This window comes from Mucilaginibacter sp. P4_C11 (assembly GCF_056402115.1).
Genome location: NZ_JBFUIA010000021.1, coordinates 92,415 through 110,512, shown reverse-complemented (window position 1 = coordinate 110,512; position 18,098 = coordinate 92,415). Strand labels below are relative to the sequence as shown.

The following is an 18,098-nucleotide window of genomic DNA, read 5'->3' as shown; positions in this document are numbered from 1 at the left end:
AGTAGGTAACCACCATTGTAGCGATGAGTTTAAAACCCATCGCCACCTTGCAGATTGCTATAATAAATTTAAACTTGAGTAACGAAAACCAAAGATCATGCGTCTACTATGACAGCATCATTAACAGAACCAACAAGCAACACGAATCAAAAATCTTGATACTTGATACTTACTACTTGATACTACCCAAAAAATGATACTAAAAAAAGCTACTATTCTTATTGTTGACGACGACCCGGATGTGCTAACGGCCGTAAAGCTGTTGTTAAAAACCCAGGCCGGCGAGGTGATAACCGAGAAGAATCCCGAAAACCTGAACTGGCTGCTGCAACGCAACGAGGTTGACCTGGTTTTGCTTGATATGAACTTTAACAGCGCCATTAACACCGGCAACGAGGGTTTGTACTGGCTGCGTAAAGTAAAAGACTGGAAACCCAATGTTTGCGTAATAATGATTACAGCCTATGGTGATATTGACCTGGCCGTACGCTCCTTAAAAGAAGGCGCCGACGACTTTGTGGTAAAACCATGGCATAACGAAAAGCTGATAGGCACCATAAAAGAGTTATTGGATAAAAAGGAGGGTGGCGCCAAAGCCACCAAAGCACCTGCCAAAAATACGGCGGGGGATACATCGATATTGGGCGAATCGGAAGTGATGCAGGATATTTTTTATAAAGTAAATAAAATAGCCCCTACCGATGCCAATATTTTGCTATTGGGCGAAAACGGCACAGGTAAAGATTTGATGGCCAAGGCCATTCATGAACGCAGTTTACGTGCCGATAAACCTTTTGTTAAGGTAGATGTAGGTGCGCTTACCGATACTTTGTTTGAAAGCGAATTGTTTGGCCACAAAAAAGGCGCTTTTACTGATGCACGCGAAGACCGCGCCGGCCGTTTTGAAGATGCCCAGGGTGGCACCCTGTTTTTAGACGAGATTGGCAACATCAGTTTACAGCAGCAGGCCAAATTGCTCACTATACTGCAAAACCGGCAGGTTACCCGCTTAGGTACCAATAAGGCAGTGGATATTGATATCAGGCTGATATGCGCTACCAACGTACCCATGAGCGAACTGGCAAATGAAAACCGTTTCAGGAAGGATTTAATTTACCGGATAAATACCGTAGAGATTAATATGCCGCCCTTGCGCCGCCGCAGCGAGGACATTGTGATTTTGGCCAAACATTTTGCCAAACTATATGCCAGCAAATACCTGAAGCCTGCCATGGATTTTGACGCGCCGGCTTTAACAAAATTAAAATCATACAACTACCCGGGTAACGTTCGCGAACTGCAATATACCATTGAGCGCGCAGTTATTATGGCCGATGATAGTACATTGAGACCCGATGACCTTATCTTTTCGATACTGGAAACATCGACAGATAATAATATTAATGACGATAACATTCAGTTGAGCACACTTGAGAAGAATGCTATTTTAAAAGTAATTGAAAAACATAACGGCAACATTACCCGTGCTGCCAAAGAATTGGGACTAACCCGTACTGCCCTGTACCGCAGATTAAGCAAATATGATATTTAACCGTTACGAATGGCGGCTGTTGCTGCGCGTTTTTTTATTGTTCCTGGCACTTACAGCCGCCGCTTATGTAACGGTTAAAGGCCAGCCCCTATACCTGGTGATATTTATACCCCTGGTAATTTACGCGGTGATTGAGATGATACGCTTTCAAAAAAAGGCGCAGGACGAGGTAAACCAGTTTGTCGAATCCATTCACTACCGCGATTTCTCGCGCCATTTTGATGTGCGCAAAGCGCCAAACGAATTAAAACCGCTGCGTAAGGGATTTAATGACATCAACACCACTTTTAAACTAATAAGCCGGGAACGCGAAACGCAATACCATTACCTGCAAAAGATATTGGAGCTGGTAGATACGGGCATCCTATCGTACGAGGAAGAAACCGGCACCATCAGCTGGATAAATGAGGCCTTTAAAAAACTCCTCAGCATCCCCTACCTCAAAACCATCCAGTCGTTAGAAAAACGGGAACCGGAGCTTTACAACGAGTTACTTAAACTAAAACCCGGCGAAAGCAATATCATCAGCGTTACCCGCAACCAGCAGATGGTAAAAATTTTAATAACATCAAGTATGATGCGCAGCGACGACAAGCTGTACAAGCTGCTGGCATTTCAAAACGTGAGCGAAGCGCTGGACGAAACGGAATCAAAAGCATGGTCGAAATTGCTGAACGTGATGACGCATGAGATTATGAACTCGGTTGCGCCAATTTCGTCATTGGCAGATACCTTGAAAAACCGTTTACAAAGCCCCGAAATTACCGACACCATGGAAGCCTCGGAACTGGAAGACCTGGAGCTGGGCATAGATACCATTAAACGCCGTAGCGATGGCTTGCTGAAGTTTACCGAAAGTTACCGCAGCCTGAACAAGATAACCAAGCTGGAGCGCGACAGGATACTGGTGCGCAACCTGTTCGAGAACCTAAACAGCCTGATGAAGCCAACGCTATCTAAAAAGAACATCGAACTGGAAATTATCCTGCGCGACCCCGCCCTGGCCATTGAGGCCGATATAAACCTGATAGAGCAGGTAATGATTAACCTGCTGGTGAATGCCATTGAAGCCGTTAAAGACCGCGATGAGCCGCGAATCACCTTATCTGCCGAGGCCCAAAACAACAGTAAAACCCTGGTTAAAATAACCGATAACGGCATGGGTATGCCGCACGAGCTGCTGGATAAAATTTTCATCCCCTTCTTCAGCACCAAAAAAACCGGCAGCGGTATAGGGCTTAGTTTATGTAAACAGATCATGCTGCTACACAAAGGCAACATCCAGGTATTATCTACCGAGGGGAAAGGATCATCATTTATATTGCAGTTTGTACCGTAGGGCAGCCCCCTAACCCCCTGAAGGGGGAACTTTTGAATTGCAGGATTGATTATCAAAAAACAAAAAAGCTGTCATCCTGAGGTACGAAGAATCTATTCGTCGCTAATGCATAACCGCCGGAAAAGTTCGCTGGTAGATGCTTCGTTACTACCGACGACATGTTGAATTTTCGAGATGCGTAGGCCTATCCCCCTGAGCCTGTCGAAGGGCCGCGCGGAGAGGCCTTTGCCTGCTATGCTTCGACGGGGCCTCCCATGACATGTTTTCTTTTCGAGGTGCCCGGGCCCATCCCCCTGAGCCTGTCGAAGGGCCGCGCGGAGAGGCCTTTGCCCGCTATGGTTCGACAAGCTCACCATGACAGCCCTTTTAACTATGTCATTCTCACTTCAGAATTTCGCGAAATTTTACCACTCAGCATGACTGGAAAAAAAACGTTTTTTCCCGATGCCTGTGTCCTCACAGGCATCTTCCCGACATGTCGTCGATTATCGGTTTAGCAGTCAGGGATTGTAGATTAATATAGGTATTTATTACCATTTAAAGCCCGAAGTCATTTGCTAAACCATTTTAGCTTGAATTTTATCTCATTGTTTGTTCGGCCCTCCGAAAACATAAAAAGAATTGAACCTGATTACGATGGAAACTTACGAAGTTTTAAAAACTTCGTAAGTTTGGTTAGGCTCGAACAAATAACTATTTACCATGAAACACATCCTGGCCATTCCCGGCAGCCTCAGGGCCGGTTCAACAAATCATAATATCCTGAAACACTTAGGTGCCCTGGTACCTGCGGATGTTGATTACAGTATTTACAACGATTTGGCACTCATCCCCCCATTTGACCCCGGCAACGATGATGATTACCCGCCCGAACCCGTTTTTGAATTAAGGGAACTGTTAAAACAGGTCGATGGTGTTATCATCTGCACACCCGAATATGCATTCGGCGTACCCGGCCAGTTAAAAAACATGTTGGACTGGACGGTATCCAATGGTTCATTCTCCGAAAAGCCGGTCGCCCTCATCACCGCATCCTTAGGCGGCGAAGCAGCCCATGCCGCCATGCTATTGATCCTGGGCGCACTAAACGCGCAGGTTGCCGATGGCGCAAAGCTGAATATATCATTTATCAGGTCGAAGATGGATGTGGAGGGTAATGTTACAGATCACGATACTTTGAATTCATTGAACGTGGTTTTGAAAACGTTTTTGAGTAATATTTAAAATTCGTCGTTTATTTGGTCTTACCGGCTTTATCGCCGCTCCGGTTAATGACCTTAAATACCGTTATTGGCATTGTAGCCGGTACCTGTTGCATCGCACCCGGATTGCTGGAAGCCGGTTTACATCCGTTCAAATTATTAGTCTGCCAATTTGACAACTTCGCCTGCTTTGGAACATGCATTGATGGTTGCAGGTAGAAATTAATATTAATCCATTTATATATCAATATTATGCAAGAAAAAGGCAGCATTTCAATCCACACCGAAAACATTTTTCCGATAATTAAGAAATTTCTTTACTCTGATAATGAGATATTTTTGCGCGAGCTGGTATCTAACGCTGTAGATGCTACCCAAAAAATAAAACGCCTGGCTTCTTTAGGCCAATATAACGGCGAACTTGGCGATCTGCGCGTTGAAGTTGCATTTGACGAGGTTAAGAAAACCATCACCATTAGCGATAATGGCTTGGGTATGACCGCCGAAGAAATAAAAAAATACATTAACCAGATCGCATTTTCGGGCGCTACTGAGTTTATGGAAAAATTCAAGGAAGCTAAGGATGCCAACGAGATTATCGGCCGCTTTGGTTTAGGCTTTTACTCCGCTTTCATGGTGGCCGACAAGGTTGAAATACAAACACTTAGCTACCAGGAAGGTGCCGAACCAGCTTATTGGGTTTGCGATGGCAGTACCGAATTTGAAATTGGCGAAGGTATTTTGGCCGAGCGTGGTACCGAAATTACCTTGTACATCAACAGCGAATCGGAAGAGTTTTTGAGCAAATATAAATTGCAGGAAATTCTTGACAAATACTGTAAATTTTTACCTGTGCCTATTAAATTCGGCACCAAAACCGAATCTGTTGAGGATGGTGTTGACGAAGAAGGCAAACCTAAATACATTGACGTTCAGGAAGATAATATCATTAACGACACCAACCCTATCTGGACAAAAGCACCATCTGAGTTAAAAGACCAGGATTATCTTGACTTTTACAAACAGCTTTACCCTTTCAGCGAAGACCCACTATTCTGGATCCACCTGAATGTTGATTATCCTTTCAATCTTACAGGTGTATTGTACTTCCCTAAGCTGAAAAATGACTTTGAGATCTCGAAAAACAAGATCAAGTTGTTCAGCCGCCAGGTATTTATTACCGATGAAGTGAAGGATATTGTCCCTGAGTTTTTGATGCTATTACATGGTGTAATTGATTCGCCTGATATTCCTTTGAACGTTTCTCGCAGCTTTTTACAGGCCGATAGCAACGTTAAAAAAATAAACAGCTACATCACCAAAAAGGTAGCTGATAAACTGTCAGAACTATTTAAAGCCGACCGCAAAGCTTACGAAGAAAAATGGACCGACATTGGCCTGTTTGTAAAATACGGCATGGTGAGCGAAGATAAGTTTTATGATAAAGCCAAGGATTTTGTTTTAGTAAGTAACACCAAAAAAGAAAACTTTACTTTACCGGAATACAAGGAAAAAGTTGAAGCCATCCAAACCGATAAAGACGGTCAGCTGGTTTACATTTACACCAACGATCCGGCTAAACAGGATTCATTTATCCAATCGGCCAACAAAAAAGGTTACGATGTATTGGTGATGAACTCGCCTATTGATAATCACTTCATTAGCCAGCTGGAGCAAAAACTGGAGAAAACTTCGTTGAAACGCGTTGATGCTGATGTGGCCGATAAGCTGATTAAAAAAGACGAAGCGCCTGAATCAGTTTTAACCGATGAGCAATCAACAAAGGTCAAAGACATCTTCAACAAAGCGATTAACAAACCAGCGTATAGTGTTCAATTAGAGAGCCTTAACCCGAATGAATTACCGGTAACTGTAACCATGGATGAGTTTATGCGCCGCATGAAAGATATGGCAGCGATGGGTGGTGGCATGGGCTTTTATGGTAATATGCCCGATAATTACAAAGTAATTGTTAACGGAAACCACAAGTTGATAACCCGCATTTTACAGGAAGAGGATGAAACAGTACAAGCCCAGTTATCAAAACAGGCATTTGACCTGGCCCTGCTTTCGCAGGGGTTATTAACCGGCGCCGAACTTACTGAATTTGTAAACCGTAGTGTTAACTTGATATAACAATTATTGCCGATATAATAAAAGCCGCCTGCAAAAACAGGTGGCTTTTTTATTTAAATATTATTTAAATTTGATATGGAATAAACCTTACAACTGCATCCTTGTCATAAATATTAAATCATTTGGATATGAAACTATTAAAGAGATTTTCGTTATTGATAGCGATGGTATTGATGGGCACAGCTATTGTTAACGCTCAAACTACCCGTAAAGAAAAAAAAGCGGCCCACGTTGCCGAAATAAAGGCCATTGTTGAAGCCCAAAACTTTGTATTTAACGCCAACTATGTAAACCCAACACGCTTAAACAGCAGGGCGCTCACTTCAAGCTATGACCTTACAGTTACCAAGGATACTATCATCGCCTACCTACCCTACTTTGGCGTGGCCACGGTTGCGCCGACATACGGATCGTCTGAAGGAGGAATTAAATTTACTACCACCAAGTTTACTTATATAGCTAAACCCGGCAAAAAGGATGGCTGGAATATCACCATCAAACCAACGGTAAAAAATGTCAGTGATTCAAGGGATGTGCAATCCATGTACTTAACTATTAGCTCTGACGGATATGCTTCATTACAGGTTATCAGCACCAACCGTGATCCTATTTCCTTTAACGGCACAATTGAAAAAAGGCCAGCGAAAAATTAGCTCAAAGCTGAAGGCTTAAAGCTAAAAGCTTTTAATGGAGATGCTTTCTGCTTTAAGCCCTCGGCTTTGGGCTTTCAGCTTAATAACCCTGCATTGTCCTTTAAGTCTACACCCGATAACTTGCGTTTAAAAGCTTCGCTAATGAGGTAGAAGATTTTTTTGGCCGCCTTTTTATAGGTAAGACCTTTGGGGCGGATATTGGAAACGCAATTTCGGGATTCGTCTGTCAGCCCGGGTTTAGGGGCGTAAGTAAGGTACGCTCCTACACTATCTGCCGAGCTTAATCCGGGCCTTTCGCCAATAAGCATCAGAGATAGTTGCGCTTTAAGGTTATAGCCTATATCGTCGCCGATAGCTACCCTGCCCTGTTCAACAAGGCTTATTGGCGCAAACTTAAAACCAGCTGCCAATAACAGTGGAATAAGCTCTTTTAGCAATCCAAATGTATTTTCATTTACGGCCGTTGCCGAAAGCCCATCGGCTATAATGATGGCGATGTCGGTTTGAATAAAATAATCTTCCAATTGGCTTAACGAAGCTTCATTTAGTTTACGGCCAAAATCCGGGCGTTGAAGGTATTGCCGGCGGTGGGTTACCCGGCTGTGCAGCTGCAGAATGGGCAAATTAAACTGTTTAAATACTTCTGCTAAATGATTGATATCCAATTCCGAATAAACCGCGTCGCGGGCGTGGGCATGGGCCAGTTTAAAATCAAGCGATTGTTTCAGCGGGATACTTGTACCCACACGGCCAATTGCTATGCGGGCAGTAGTAAACTCCTGCAAGGCCTTCAAAGGCTCTATTTCGTGGGGAATGTTTCTTTTCATATTTCTATATACGAGAAAAAGGCTGGTTTTTCGATTATCCTTTACCCGGCCCTTTTTTCCTTTCACCTTTATCCTTTTACCTCTTACTAAACCATCGCTCCTAACAACCCATGCCCGGAGTTGATTGGTATCATATTACCTTTGGCGTCGATAATTCCTTGCTTTATCAACCATTGTTCAAATTCGGGCGCTGGTTTTAAGCCAAGTACTTTGCGCAAATATAGGGCGTCATGAAATGAGGTGGATTGGTAATTAAGCATGATATCATCGGCACCCGGAATGCCCATTACAAAGTTACAACCAGCCACACCCAACAGAGTTAGCAGGTTATCCATGTCATCCTGGTCTGCCTCGGCATGGTTGGTGTAGCAAACGTCGCAGCCCATGGGCAAACCAAGTAGTTTACCGCAAAAATGATCTTCTAACGCTGCGCGAATTATTTGCTTGCCATCATATAAATATTCAGGTCCGATAAAGCCAACAACAGTGTTCACCAACAGGGGTTTAAACTTTCGCGCCACAGCATATGCCCTTACCTCGCAGGTTTGCTGGTCGACGCCAAAGTTGGCATTGGCAGATAGTGCGCTCCCCTGTCCCGTTTCAAAGTACATCACATTATTGCCCACCGTGCCACGGTTAAGTGAAAGCGTTGCCTGGTAAGCCTCTTCAATTAAATTGAGGCTGATACCGAAACTTGTATTGGCTTTTTCGGTACCTGCTATTGATTGAAAGCAAAGATCCACTGGTGCGCCTTCATTAATCAGTTGCAAAGTGGTGGTAATATGGCTTAATACACAGGTTTGCGTGGGGATATTAAACTGTTGCCTAACATTGTCCATAAGCATCAATAAGCTACTTACCGCGGCGGGGCTATCAGTAGCAGGATTTATCCCGATGGTAGCATCGCCGCTGCCATGTAGCAGGCCATCAATAATGCTGGCCGCTACCCCTCTCGGATCGTCTGTCGGATGGTTTGGCTGTAAACGCGTGCTAAAATGTCCGCTTAACCCAATTGTATTGCGAAACCGCGTAACTACCCTGCATTTTTTTGCTATCGCGATCAAATCCTGGTTACGCATTAGTTTAGATACCGCTGCAACCATTTCGGGCGTCAGCCCATCGGCAATATCAGTTAGGGTTTGGGTATCTGTTTCATCACTTAACAACCAATCGCGTAATTCGCCAACAGTTAAATGGCTTATTTGATTAAATGATTTAAAATCATGACTATCAACAATTAAACGGGTTACTTCATCATCTTCGTAAGGGACAACAACCTCATTTAAAAATGTTTTGAGTGGCACATCAGCCAGGGTTATTTGCGCGGCAACCCGTTCTTCATAACTACCGGCGCAAACGCCGGCCAGCTCATCGCCCGACCGGTAGGGCGATGCCTTGCCCAACAAAGTTTTCAGGTCACGAAACTTGTAAACTTTATGTCGTATGGTGTGGCGGTAGTTAGTCATTGGTCATTTGCTTCGCGTCATTGGTCATTAGTCATTTGCTTCGCGTCATTGGTCACTGGGTCATTTGCTTCGCGTCATTAGTCATTGTATAAAAAATGACCTAATGCCCCAATGACTTAATGACCTAATCAGGCGTCGCCATCATTTCGTCTGTAAGGGCTACTTTGTGTTTACCCATAAGGATAAATATAACACTGATCAGGAGCAGGCCTGCAAAAAATATAATGCTCACCGTAAAGTTAAACCACGTAATGGCAAATAAACTTATTATTGTTATAAGCAGCGCTATACCCGGAAACCAGGGGTACACAGGTGCCTTAAATGGTCGTGGAAGCTTCGGCTCCTTTTTCCGTAGGATGAACAAACTCACCATACACATAATGTACATGACAACAGCCCCTAAAACCGACAGAACCAAAATTTGTGAGGTGCCATTTTTGGTATGGGTACCAATATAAATGGCTATAAAGCTAACAGCACCGGCCACAACCAGCGCCCAATGCGGGGTTTTAAACCGGTGGTTTAGGTTATCTAATCCTTTTGGTAGATAACCGCTCCTGGCCATTGCAAATACTTGCCTTGACGATGCCAGAATGGTGCCATGAAGCGATGCTATCAGCCCAAATAAGCCGATGCTGGCAAATATTTTGGTTAAGCCGCTTGCCTTACCCAGCACAATACCTATTGCTTCGGGTAAGGGGTAATCTAAAGTACTTAGTTTGCGCCAATCGGTTATCCCGCCGGTAACAATCATTACGCCTAATGCCAATGCTACCAGTGTAGCCAGTGCACTGATATAACCTTTGGGTATATCTTTTTTGGGGTCTTTCACTTCTTCGGCAACCATGGCTACGCCTTCAATAGCAAGGTAAAACCATATGGCGAACGGAAGGGCAGCAAACACACCTGCCCAGCCAAAAGGCATTGGATTGCTCATGTAGTTACTCATTTTAAAATGAGGCGAAACTATACCTAAATACAAAACCAATTCGGCAACCGCCAAAATGGTAATGAACACCGAAAATGCAGCAGATTCTTTTACACCGAAACCATTAAGCAACAGGAATGCCGCATTAAATACCAGGGCCGAGTGCATAACCGGGATTTCCGGGTATAAAAAGTGAAGGTAACTCCCTAACGAAATAGCTATTGCGGGCGATGCAAAAAGAAAATCAATAAGCGTGGCATAACCAGCTATCAGGCCGCCAAATGGGCCCATCGCCCGGTAACCGTAAGCAAAGGCCCCGCCTGCATGCGGAATTGCCGTGGTAAGTTCTGTGTAACTGAAAATGAACGTGATATACATCACCGTTATAACCACTGTGGCTATAAGCATCCCGATTGTACCGGCAACATCCCACCCAAAATTCCAGCCGAAGTATTCACCTGAGATAACCAACCCTACAGCTATCGCCCATAAATGGACTGGTTTTAAAACTCTCTTTAGTTGCTCTGCCGGGGGTGTTGCCATACGTTTTGATTTGCCGCCTTAAGATACTTATTGCGGGCCGAATATCAAAATTGACGTATGTTATGGAATTGTTAACGCAGCCCCCTCTAAATCTCCCCCTGAAAGCTGCTGTGTATACACATCTCTCTAAGTAAAGAAAATTGTCATTTCGATAGAGCATGCGTGGGGTTGTGCGGGAGAGCGAAAGAGAAACCTTATACGATTTGCATCGCACCGCGCAAGTTTGCAAGCATGACGTATAGGATTTCTCCTCACGCCAACGCTTAAAGCCCACCCCAGTTCGTTCAAAATGACATTTTTCTATTTATTGATAAGTTTCCAAAAGATGTGTACACACAGTAGCCCCTGAAGGGGGAGACTTTTGAGTAGCTTTCTTTAAGTCCTCCCCTTCAGGGGAGGATTTAGGTGGGGCTAAACCTTCAGCGTATTTTTCAAATAACCTATACTGCTGGTAATGCTGGCCAACGGATCTTTCGGGCCATCGTGTTCAACAAAGAAATGTTTCATGCCGGCTGATTTTGCAGCTGCGAAGATTGGCTTAAAGTCGATAGTGCCACTGCCCACCGGTAAAATAGTTTTACGCTCGGCATCCAGATCTTTTACGTGCCACAGCGGAAAACGGCCGGGATGTTGTTTAAACATTGCTACAGGGTCTTTGCCGCCTTTAACGGCCCAGGCCAGGTCAAGCTCCATCTTTACATTCTGTGGATCTGTTTCGCTCAACAAAAGATCATAAGGAACTTTGCCGTCAACGGCATGAAATTCCATATCATGATTATGATAGGCAAATTGGATACCTACCTTTTTGGCAGCCTCCCCCGTTTTGTTCAATACTTCTATGGTCGATTTAATTTCTTCGAGCGTTGCTGTTGGCGAATTAGCGCAAACCAGGTATTTAATACCACCTGCGGCTGCATCATCAACCAGCTCCTGCATATTATCGCGCAGGTTTTTCATTGGCGGTATAACCATCGGTTTGCCATCTGCGCCGTTTGGCAATTTTGTTCCGGGCGGGAGTTTAAATGGTGCGCCTAACACGTGGTGCGATGTCCAGTTCATGCCCAGGTCATTTACCATGGCTTTAAACTCTTTGGGTGTCATACCATAGTAGCCTCCTTTTTTGCTAAAGGCCGATTCCATGTCTTTGAAGCCAAGGGCTGCAATTTTCGTAAGCGTGCCTTTTACATCTTCGTCAATAACACCAAAAAAAGTGAATAGCTGCAAACCAATGGCATGCGGAGCAGCCATATTGCTTAATAAGGAAGCAGCCCTGCCAGATAAGGCCATACCGCCAAGCACCAAAGCCCCGGTGCTTTGGATAAATTTTCTCCTGTTGTAATTCATGCTGATAATTTAGTTTTAAGTGGTACAGTAAATCTAAATAATAATTATCAGCAAATTAAAGTTTATTGTGTCTTTTTTACACATTAACTCATCTAATCATCCACGGTAGAGAAAAGCTTATGATGTCGGGGACAAAAAAGCATCAAATGACACCTTGCTTTTTACTGCCTGAGCCTGGTTAAAAAACCCAAACCACCGCAACTATTTTGGCCAACAGGCACACAAATGGCGCTGCGTTTAATTTGCCCAAAACGTGAATTTCATGTTAACCATGAATAAAATACAAATAATTGACTACCAAATATTTATATCATATTTCATTCAAAATGTGTTAAGTTATGTTAACCCAGTTAAATGCTTTTATGCGGCATTTACATTTGATTTTAGCGCTCGTAAAGCGCTGTCATGGCGCCTATTTATGCAAACAATTAGCTATCAACCCCGTCCACCCGGTTTGGTGTGATGCGCCGATACCCCGCCCGGTATCACCATCAAAATATTCGTAAAACAGTATGTAATCTTTAAAATCAGGGTCGGTTTGCATCTTTTGATTATCGCCAAATATTGCCCGGTTACCCTTTTCGTCCCTCAAAAACAATCGTGATACCCTGTTATAAAGCTCGCCCGCAACTTCCCCTAAATTCATAAAAATACCAGAACCGGTGGGGCATTCCACTTTAAAATCGTCGCCATAATAATGATGAAAACGATGCAGGCTATCGATGATCAGGTAGTTTATCGGCATCCAGATAGGGCCGCGCCAATTGCTATTGCCGCCAAACAGCCCACTATCGCTTTCACCGGGGACATATCCAATACCAAATTGCATCCCGTTAACCTCAATGTTGTAGGGATGGTCTTTATGATATTTTGACAGCGAACGAATCCCGTAATCGCTCAGAAATTCTTTTTCATCCAGCATATATTTCAGGATGGATTTCATACGGTAGCCGCGTAGCAGGCTAATCAGGTGTCGCCCCGTACTGCTCCGCTCATTCCAGCGGGATACAAGGGATGCCAGGTCTGGTCGCTTTTCGGCAAACCATTTCATGCGTTCGGTAAAAATAGGACTATCTACGATATCTCTTTCATCTAAAACTTCGGTGGCAAATAACGGGATCAGGCCTACAATACTGCGTACCTTCATTTTTACAGAACCATCATCAGGAAACCGGAGCTGGTCATAAAAGAAACCGTCATCCTCGTCCCACAAACCCTGGTTGTTTTCACCGAGGTTTGACATCGCTCCAACTATATAAATAAAGTGCTCAAAAAACTTAGAAGCGATGTCTTCATAAGCCTTATCTGTTTCGGCAAGCTCGGTAGCAATCCGCAGCAGATTTAATGAATACATGGCCATCCAACTGGTGCCATCGGCTTGTTCCAAATGCTGGCCAGATGGTAATTTGGTGTTCCTGTCAAACACGCCAATGTTATCCATCCCCAGGAAACCGCCTTCAAAAATATTGTTACCCAAGGCATCCTTGCGGTTTACCCACCAGGTAAAATTGAGCATCAGTTTGTGAAAAACCCGTTCCAGGAAATAGGTGTCGCCTTTGCCTGCGTTAGCTATTTTATCGGTTTTGTAAATATTCCAAACCGCCATAGCGTGTACAGGAGGGTTTACATCGCCAAAATCCCACTCATAGGCAGGTAGCTGCCCGTTGGGGTGCATGTACCAGTCGCGGGTAAGCAATATGAGTTGATTTTTGGCGAAGGCCATGTCAACCGTTGCCAGCGGCAGGCAGTGAAAAGCAAGATCCCAAGCGGCAAACCAAGGGTATTCCCACTTATCGGGCATCGAAATAACATCCTTAGTGTTCAGGTGCTTCCATTTACTGTTGCGTGCTGTTTTCCGTTGCGCGGGCGGCTTTGGCTGCGACGGATCGCCATGCCGCCACTGGCGGATATCTGAATAATAAAACTGCTTGTTCCACAGCATTCCGGCAAAAGCCTGGCGTTGTATCATGCACCTATCGGCATCATCTTTATTACTATAGGTATCATTGTAAAACTCGTTAGCCTCCGTTAAACGAACATCAAATATGTGGTCAAAATCCTCGAAGCCATAATTGGCATCGGGCGATAACCTTAACCTAAAGCTAATACTTTGTTTAGCGCGTATAGTGATATCATAATTGACAGCAGCTTTAGTGCCGGTATTTTTAGGATTTAGCGTATCGGCGCCGTGAACAATGTAGTCATTGATGCCATCTTTATGGTATTTAAGCCCATCATCATAATTGTACAGTTTGCTGCCATTTGTTTCGTTATCGCAAAACAAAACTTGCGGGTTTCCCTCGGCATGCAGCCAAAGCTGGCCAAGATCTTTATGAAAAATGCCTGTTACGCCATTACCATTAGCGGTAAGGGCTGGTTTGTAAGGATCATAGCCCCAACTCCAGGTATTACGGAACCACAGCGTAGGCATTACATTTAAGGGAGCATCCACATCGCCCCTGTTGTGTATGGTAATTTTTATAAGGATATCATCCTGGGCGTTCTTGGCATATTCTGTAAAAACATCGAAGTATTCGTCCTTGTCAAAAATGCCGGTATCCATCAGCTCAAACTCGGGATCGTTGCGGGTGCGGCGCTTGCTTTCGTTAACCAGCCAGGCGTAGGGAAACTCGGTTTGCGGGTACTTGTACAAAGTTTTCATGTACGAGTGGGTTGGCGTGCTATCCAGGTAATAGTATAATTCTTTTACATCTTCGCCGTGGTTTCCCTCGGGATTACTGAGGCCGAAGTAACGTTCCTTGATGATGGGATCTTTTTTATTCCAAAGGGCCAAGGCAAAACAAAGATTTTGCTGGCGGTCGCAAATGCCGGCTATGCCTTCCTCGCCCCAACGGTAAGCTTTGCTGCGGGCCATATCATGGGTTATGTAATTCCAGGCATCGCCATTGGCGCTATAATCTTCCCTAACGGTACCCCATTGGCGGTCGCTTACGTAGGGCCCCCACTTTTTCCAGGTTGCATCCTTTAATCTTGCTTGTTCTGCATTCATTAATGCAAAGTAGGCTTATTTGCAATAATTAACAGAATTATAGGACATGTTTTACACGAGGGTGAAAAAGAAGAATCAAGATTTGAGTAAAATGTTTCCGGGCCTTTTACTCCAGAAACTAATAAAAACATTTAACAACATGGTTATTCAAATTCTATCCCCAGGCCTTCCTCAAAAACCTTAACCAGTTACCGTGCATCATGTTTTCAATATCAACATCGGTATAACCTCGTTTTTTTAACATATCCGGCACTTTTTGTAAATCGGCTATTGTCTCCAGGTCATATGGGCATTGTTCGCGGCCAAAGGCGCCATCAAGATCGGTGCCCATGCCAACGTGCAGGGCGTTACCGGCTATCTGGCAAATATGATCGATATGATCTATCATCACCTCCATATTGCAATTCATCCCTTTGGGGGTTGATACGCCCCTCACCCATCCCGGCACCATCATCCAGGCATCCAATGCAGCACCAATTACCGCCCCGCGATCAACCAACGCTTTAATCATCTCATCGCTGTACTGCCTGTTGTGGTTCACCAGTGCACGACAGTTGTTATGGCTGGCCCAAACGTGGCCGTTAAAATGATCAAGCGCCTCCCAAAAACTATCATCGCACAAATGCGTTGCATCCAGTATGATATTCAGGCGCTCCATTTCTTTGAGCAGTTCATGCCCTTTGGGGCCCATGTAGCCGGTGGCATCTGTGCCTTGCGCATACCTGCCCGGGCCATAATGTGCCGGGCCTACAGCCCGCAGTCCATAGTTGTAGGCGCGTTCCAGGTGTTGTACGGTTATAATAGAATCCGCGCCTTCCAAACTCAGTATATACCCAATAGCTTTATCGGCCATGGGTGCCCCATCGTTCCAATAAGCAAGATTTTTTTCTAAAGATGCTAAATCGTTTACCTGCACCATCTCGCCGGCATCTTCCATGGCTTTGTACCAGGCCACCTGCCCTTGTGTTTGCGCCCAGGCCTGTTCGGGTGAGTGCCAGCCGGGCAATGGGTTGCCAGGCGCCACGTAACGGCCAATTTGTGTAGCCACCACCAAACCAATATTGCCTTTACGTAATTCCGGTAGCGTAACAACGGCTTTGGCACGGTCGGGTTTGTCTGTAAGCCCTGCTTCACGCTGGTTTAATTCGGCCAGCGGGCGGGTAAGGTCGCGGTTCCACTCCAGCGCGTTCATGCTCAGATCTAAATGGGCATCAATTACAAACATATTTTTGGGTATCAGATGGTTATTTTACGGTCGCGGGCCAGGTTAAGCCACTCGCCGCTAAGTGTATTATTTTCGATGGTATAAACGCGTTCGTATAAGGCCACTGTTGGGCATACATGATGTGGGATGCCATAAAGCACGTCGCCTACCTTATAGCTATGGCCCTTGCCAGCATCAACAACCAAATGCTCTTCGCTTTGCCCAACGGGCACCAGTTGGGGCGCATTCAAAAAGTAAATTCGCTTGCTCAGTTCATTTTCGGCCGAAATAGATTTATGCCCAACATCTAGGCAAAGTTTGGTTGCATCGGGCAACGATACCACCCGTGTAACTACCAATACTGCCGGCAAAAAGGCCTGCTCTGGTATGTTCAATTTATAGCCCCTGTCCCAATAAACAAAAGTACCCGGGCTGCATTCTACAACAGGTCTTTTTGAATGGATGGTAAAGGTCGGCGAGCCACCGGCAATAATCACCGGTTCGGGATAATCTTTTGCTTTCAGATCCTGTTGCAGCTTTAATACAGGTGTAAAACCGGCGTCGCAGCGCTCTTTTCGTTTTGTCACATCAACATCGTGAATGTGGCCGTCATAGGCATGCAAGCCAACCGGCGTAATCCCGGGCAATACGGCGCAATCCATATACAATTGCAATGCATCAAAACCGGGCGCAATACCTGTACGGTTCATGCCAACATTTAAGTCGAGATAAACATCAAAGGTAGTTTTACCAGCCACGGCAGCATCCGAAATCTCTTTAGCTGCCGTATCGTTATCAACCAAACACGAAAACCGTGTTTGTGGGTAAGCGTGAATTAGTTTAATAAACCTAGCCAGCTTGGGGCCAACAGGCTGATAAGCCAGCAAAACATCCGGAGCTTTACACATACCAAGCAACTCCGCTTCGGCAATAGTAGCGCACTTGAACTTGTTAATCCCGGCTTCAAGCAATAGCTGTGTAACCTGTTTGTTTTTGTAGGTTTTAATATGCGGGCGCAACCGTGCAACATCATCAATCATGGTTTTAAGCAAATTGATGTTGGCCTGTACCCTATCGGGATAAACAACCAAAGCCGGAGTATCCAGCTTATCAATATTATCTATCGTGAACCAATGTTGATCCATATTTTGTCTGAACCGGAATTAAACGAATTAAAGAATTTTCAGAATTCCCCTTGCTAAGGTCTTGATACTTGATACTAACTACTTGATACTAAAATCAAATCAGTTCAAACAAAGCCTCAATTTCAACAGGAATATTATCGGGTAACGATCCCATGCCTACCGCGCTACGCACACCAATGCCATTTTCTTCGCCCCAAATTTTGGCAAAAAGTTCGCTGGCTCCGTTAATGATGAAGGGATGCTTTTCAAATTCGGGAGTGCAGTTAACCATACCCAATACTTTTATTACCCTTTTTACTTTGTCAAAACTGCCTATGTTTGCTTTTATAGTGGCAAGCATAGCTAATCCAACCTGACGGGCAGCAAGCTTCCCATCTTCCATATTAATAGTATCTCCAATACGGCCGATAATCAGGGTACCATCATCCTGTACTGTTCCGTGGCCAGAAAGGTAAAGGTATTTTCCATCAACTAAACATGGTTTATAAACGCCAAGCGGCTTTGGTGCAGGTGGCAGGTTTAAACCCAACGCTGCAAAATTTTCTTCGGGAGTGTTCATGTTGTAAAACTATAGTATTTTCAAATCTATAAATACTATTGACAAAGTTGCACAAACATATTTAAATATTTTAAAAACTTACGATATGGTAACTAGTGAATTAAAAACGATAAAAAGAAGAAGCATAATGTAAAAGTGTTTGCTATAAAAACAAAAAAAGCCGGGGATCTCAAGCCCGGCTTTTACTTAA

General features: G+C 44.4%; 13 protein-coding genes. 5 read left to right on the top strand and 8 right to left on the bottom strand.

All coding sequences use genetic code 11. From position 1 onward, the window contains the following. Window positions 1-193: 193 nt before the first annotated feature. The 5 genes from AC1DU2_RS19475 to AC1DU2_RS19455 all read left to right on the top strand — a co-directional run bounded on the left by AC1DU2_RS19475 (window position 194) and on the right by AC1DU2_RS19455 (window position 6,882). Window positions 194-1,552, top strand: coding sequence for a sigma-54-dependent transcriptional regulator (locus tag AC1DU2_RS19475; RefSeq protein WP_477367866.1), 1,359 nt, complete (start codon window positions 194-196; stop codon window positions 1,550-1,552). Beyond that, on the top strand, window positions 1,542-2,891 hold the full coding sequence (locus AC1DU2_RS19470) for a sensor histidine kinase (protein WP_477367863.1): 1,350 nt from the start codon (window positions 1,542-1,544) through the stop codon (window positions 2,889-2,891). Before AC1DU2_RS19475 ends, AC1DU2_RS19470 begins: the two co-directional genes overlap by 11 nt. Before the next feature lie 702 nt (window positions 2,892-3,593). Continuing rightward, window positions 3,594-4,115 (top strand): NADPH-dependent FMN reductase, encoded by a 522-nt coding sequence (locus AC1DU2_RS19465; protein WP_477386179.1) that lies wholly within the window; start codon window positions 3,594-3,596, stop codon window positions 4,113-4,115. A 230-nt stretch (window positions 4,116-4,345) separates the two neighbouring features. Beyond that, window positions 4,346-6,229 carry a molecular chaperone HtpG gene (gene htpG / locus AC1DU2_RS19460; protein ID WP_477386177.1) on the top strand — a complete coding sequence of 628 codons (1,884 nt, stop codon included), beginning with the start codon at window positions 4,346-4,348 and terminating at the stop codon, window positions 6,227-6,229. 128 nt (window positions 6,230-6,357) lie between these two features. After that, window positions 6,358-6,882, top strand: a complete 525-nt coding sequence (locus tag AC1DU2_RS19455) for a DUF4251 domain-containing protein (protein WP_477386175.1) — start codon at window positions 6,358-6,360, stop codon at window positions 6,880-6,882. 74 nt (window positions 6,883-6,956) lie between these two features. On the opposite strand, the gene eutC is transcribed toward AC1DU2_RS19455, so the two are convergent. From eutC to AC1DU2_RS19415, 8 genes are all read right to left on the bottom strand, one after another. Further along, a complete protein-coding gene (gene eutC, locus AC1DU2_RS19450; RefSeq protein WP_477386173.1) occupies window positions 6,957-7,709 on the bottom strand; it encodes an ethanolamine ammonia-lyase subunit EutC in 753 nt (250 codons plus the stop codon). 86 nt (window positions 7,710-7,795) lie between these two features. Next, entirely contained in the window at window positions 7,796-9,175 is a 1,380-nt protein-coding gene (locus AC1DU2_RS19445; protein WP_477386171.1) for an ethanolamine ammonia-lyase subunit EutB, read from the bottom strand. Window positions 9,176-9,299: 124 nt separating this feature from the next. Beyond that, on the bottom strand, window positions 9,300-10,646 hold the full coding sequence (eat, locus tag AC1DU2_RS19440) for an ethanolamine permease (protein ID WP_477386169.1): 1,347 nt from the start codon (window positions 10,644-10,646) through the stop codon (window positions 9,300-9,302). A gap of 411 nt (window positions 10,647-11,057) precedes the next feature. After that, window positions 11,058-11,990, bottom strand: coding sequence for a sugar phosphate isomerase/epimerase family protein (locus AC1DU2_RS19435; RefSeq protein WP_477367841.1), 933 nt, complete (start codon window positions 11,988-11,990; stop codon window positions 11,058-11,060). Between the two features lie 412 nt (window positions 11,991-12,402). Continuing rightward, on the bottom strand, window positions 12,403-15,000 hold the full coding sequence (locus AC1DU2_RS19430; protein ID WP_477386167.1) for an MGH1-like glycoside hydrolase domain-containing protein: 2,598 nt from the start codon (window positions 14,998-15,000) through the stop codon (window positions 12,403-12,405). A 154-nt stretch (window positions 15,001-15,154) separates the two neighbouring features. Beyond that, the gene (locus AC1DU2_RS19425) at window positions 15,155-16,225 is read right to left on the bottom strand and encodes a dipeptidase (RefSeq protein ID WP_477386165.1); all 1,071 of its coding nucleotides are present in this window, start codon (window positions 16,223-16,225) and stop codon (window positions 15,155-15,157) included. An 11-nt stretch (window positions 16,226-16,236) separates the two neighbouring features. Then, window positions 16,237-17,349: a D-TA family PLP-dependent enzyme gene (locus AC1DU2_RS19420; protein ID WP_477386163.1), complete on the bottom strand. Its 1,113-nt coding sequence runs from the start codon at window positions 17,347-17,349 to the stop codon at window positions 16,237-16,239. A gap of 94 nt (window positions 17,350-17,443) precedes the next feature. Beyond that, window positions 17,444-17,908 (bottom strand): RidA family protein, encoded by a 465-nt coding sequence (locus AC1DU2_RS19415; protein ID WP_477367826.1) that lies wholly within the window; start codon window positions 17,906-17,908, stop codon window positions 17,444-17,446. Window positions 17,909-18,098: the final 190 nt, after the last annotated feature.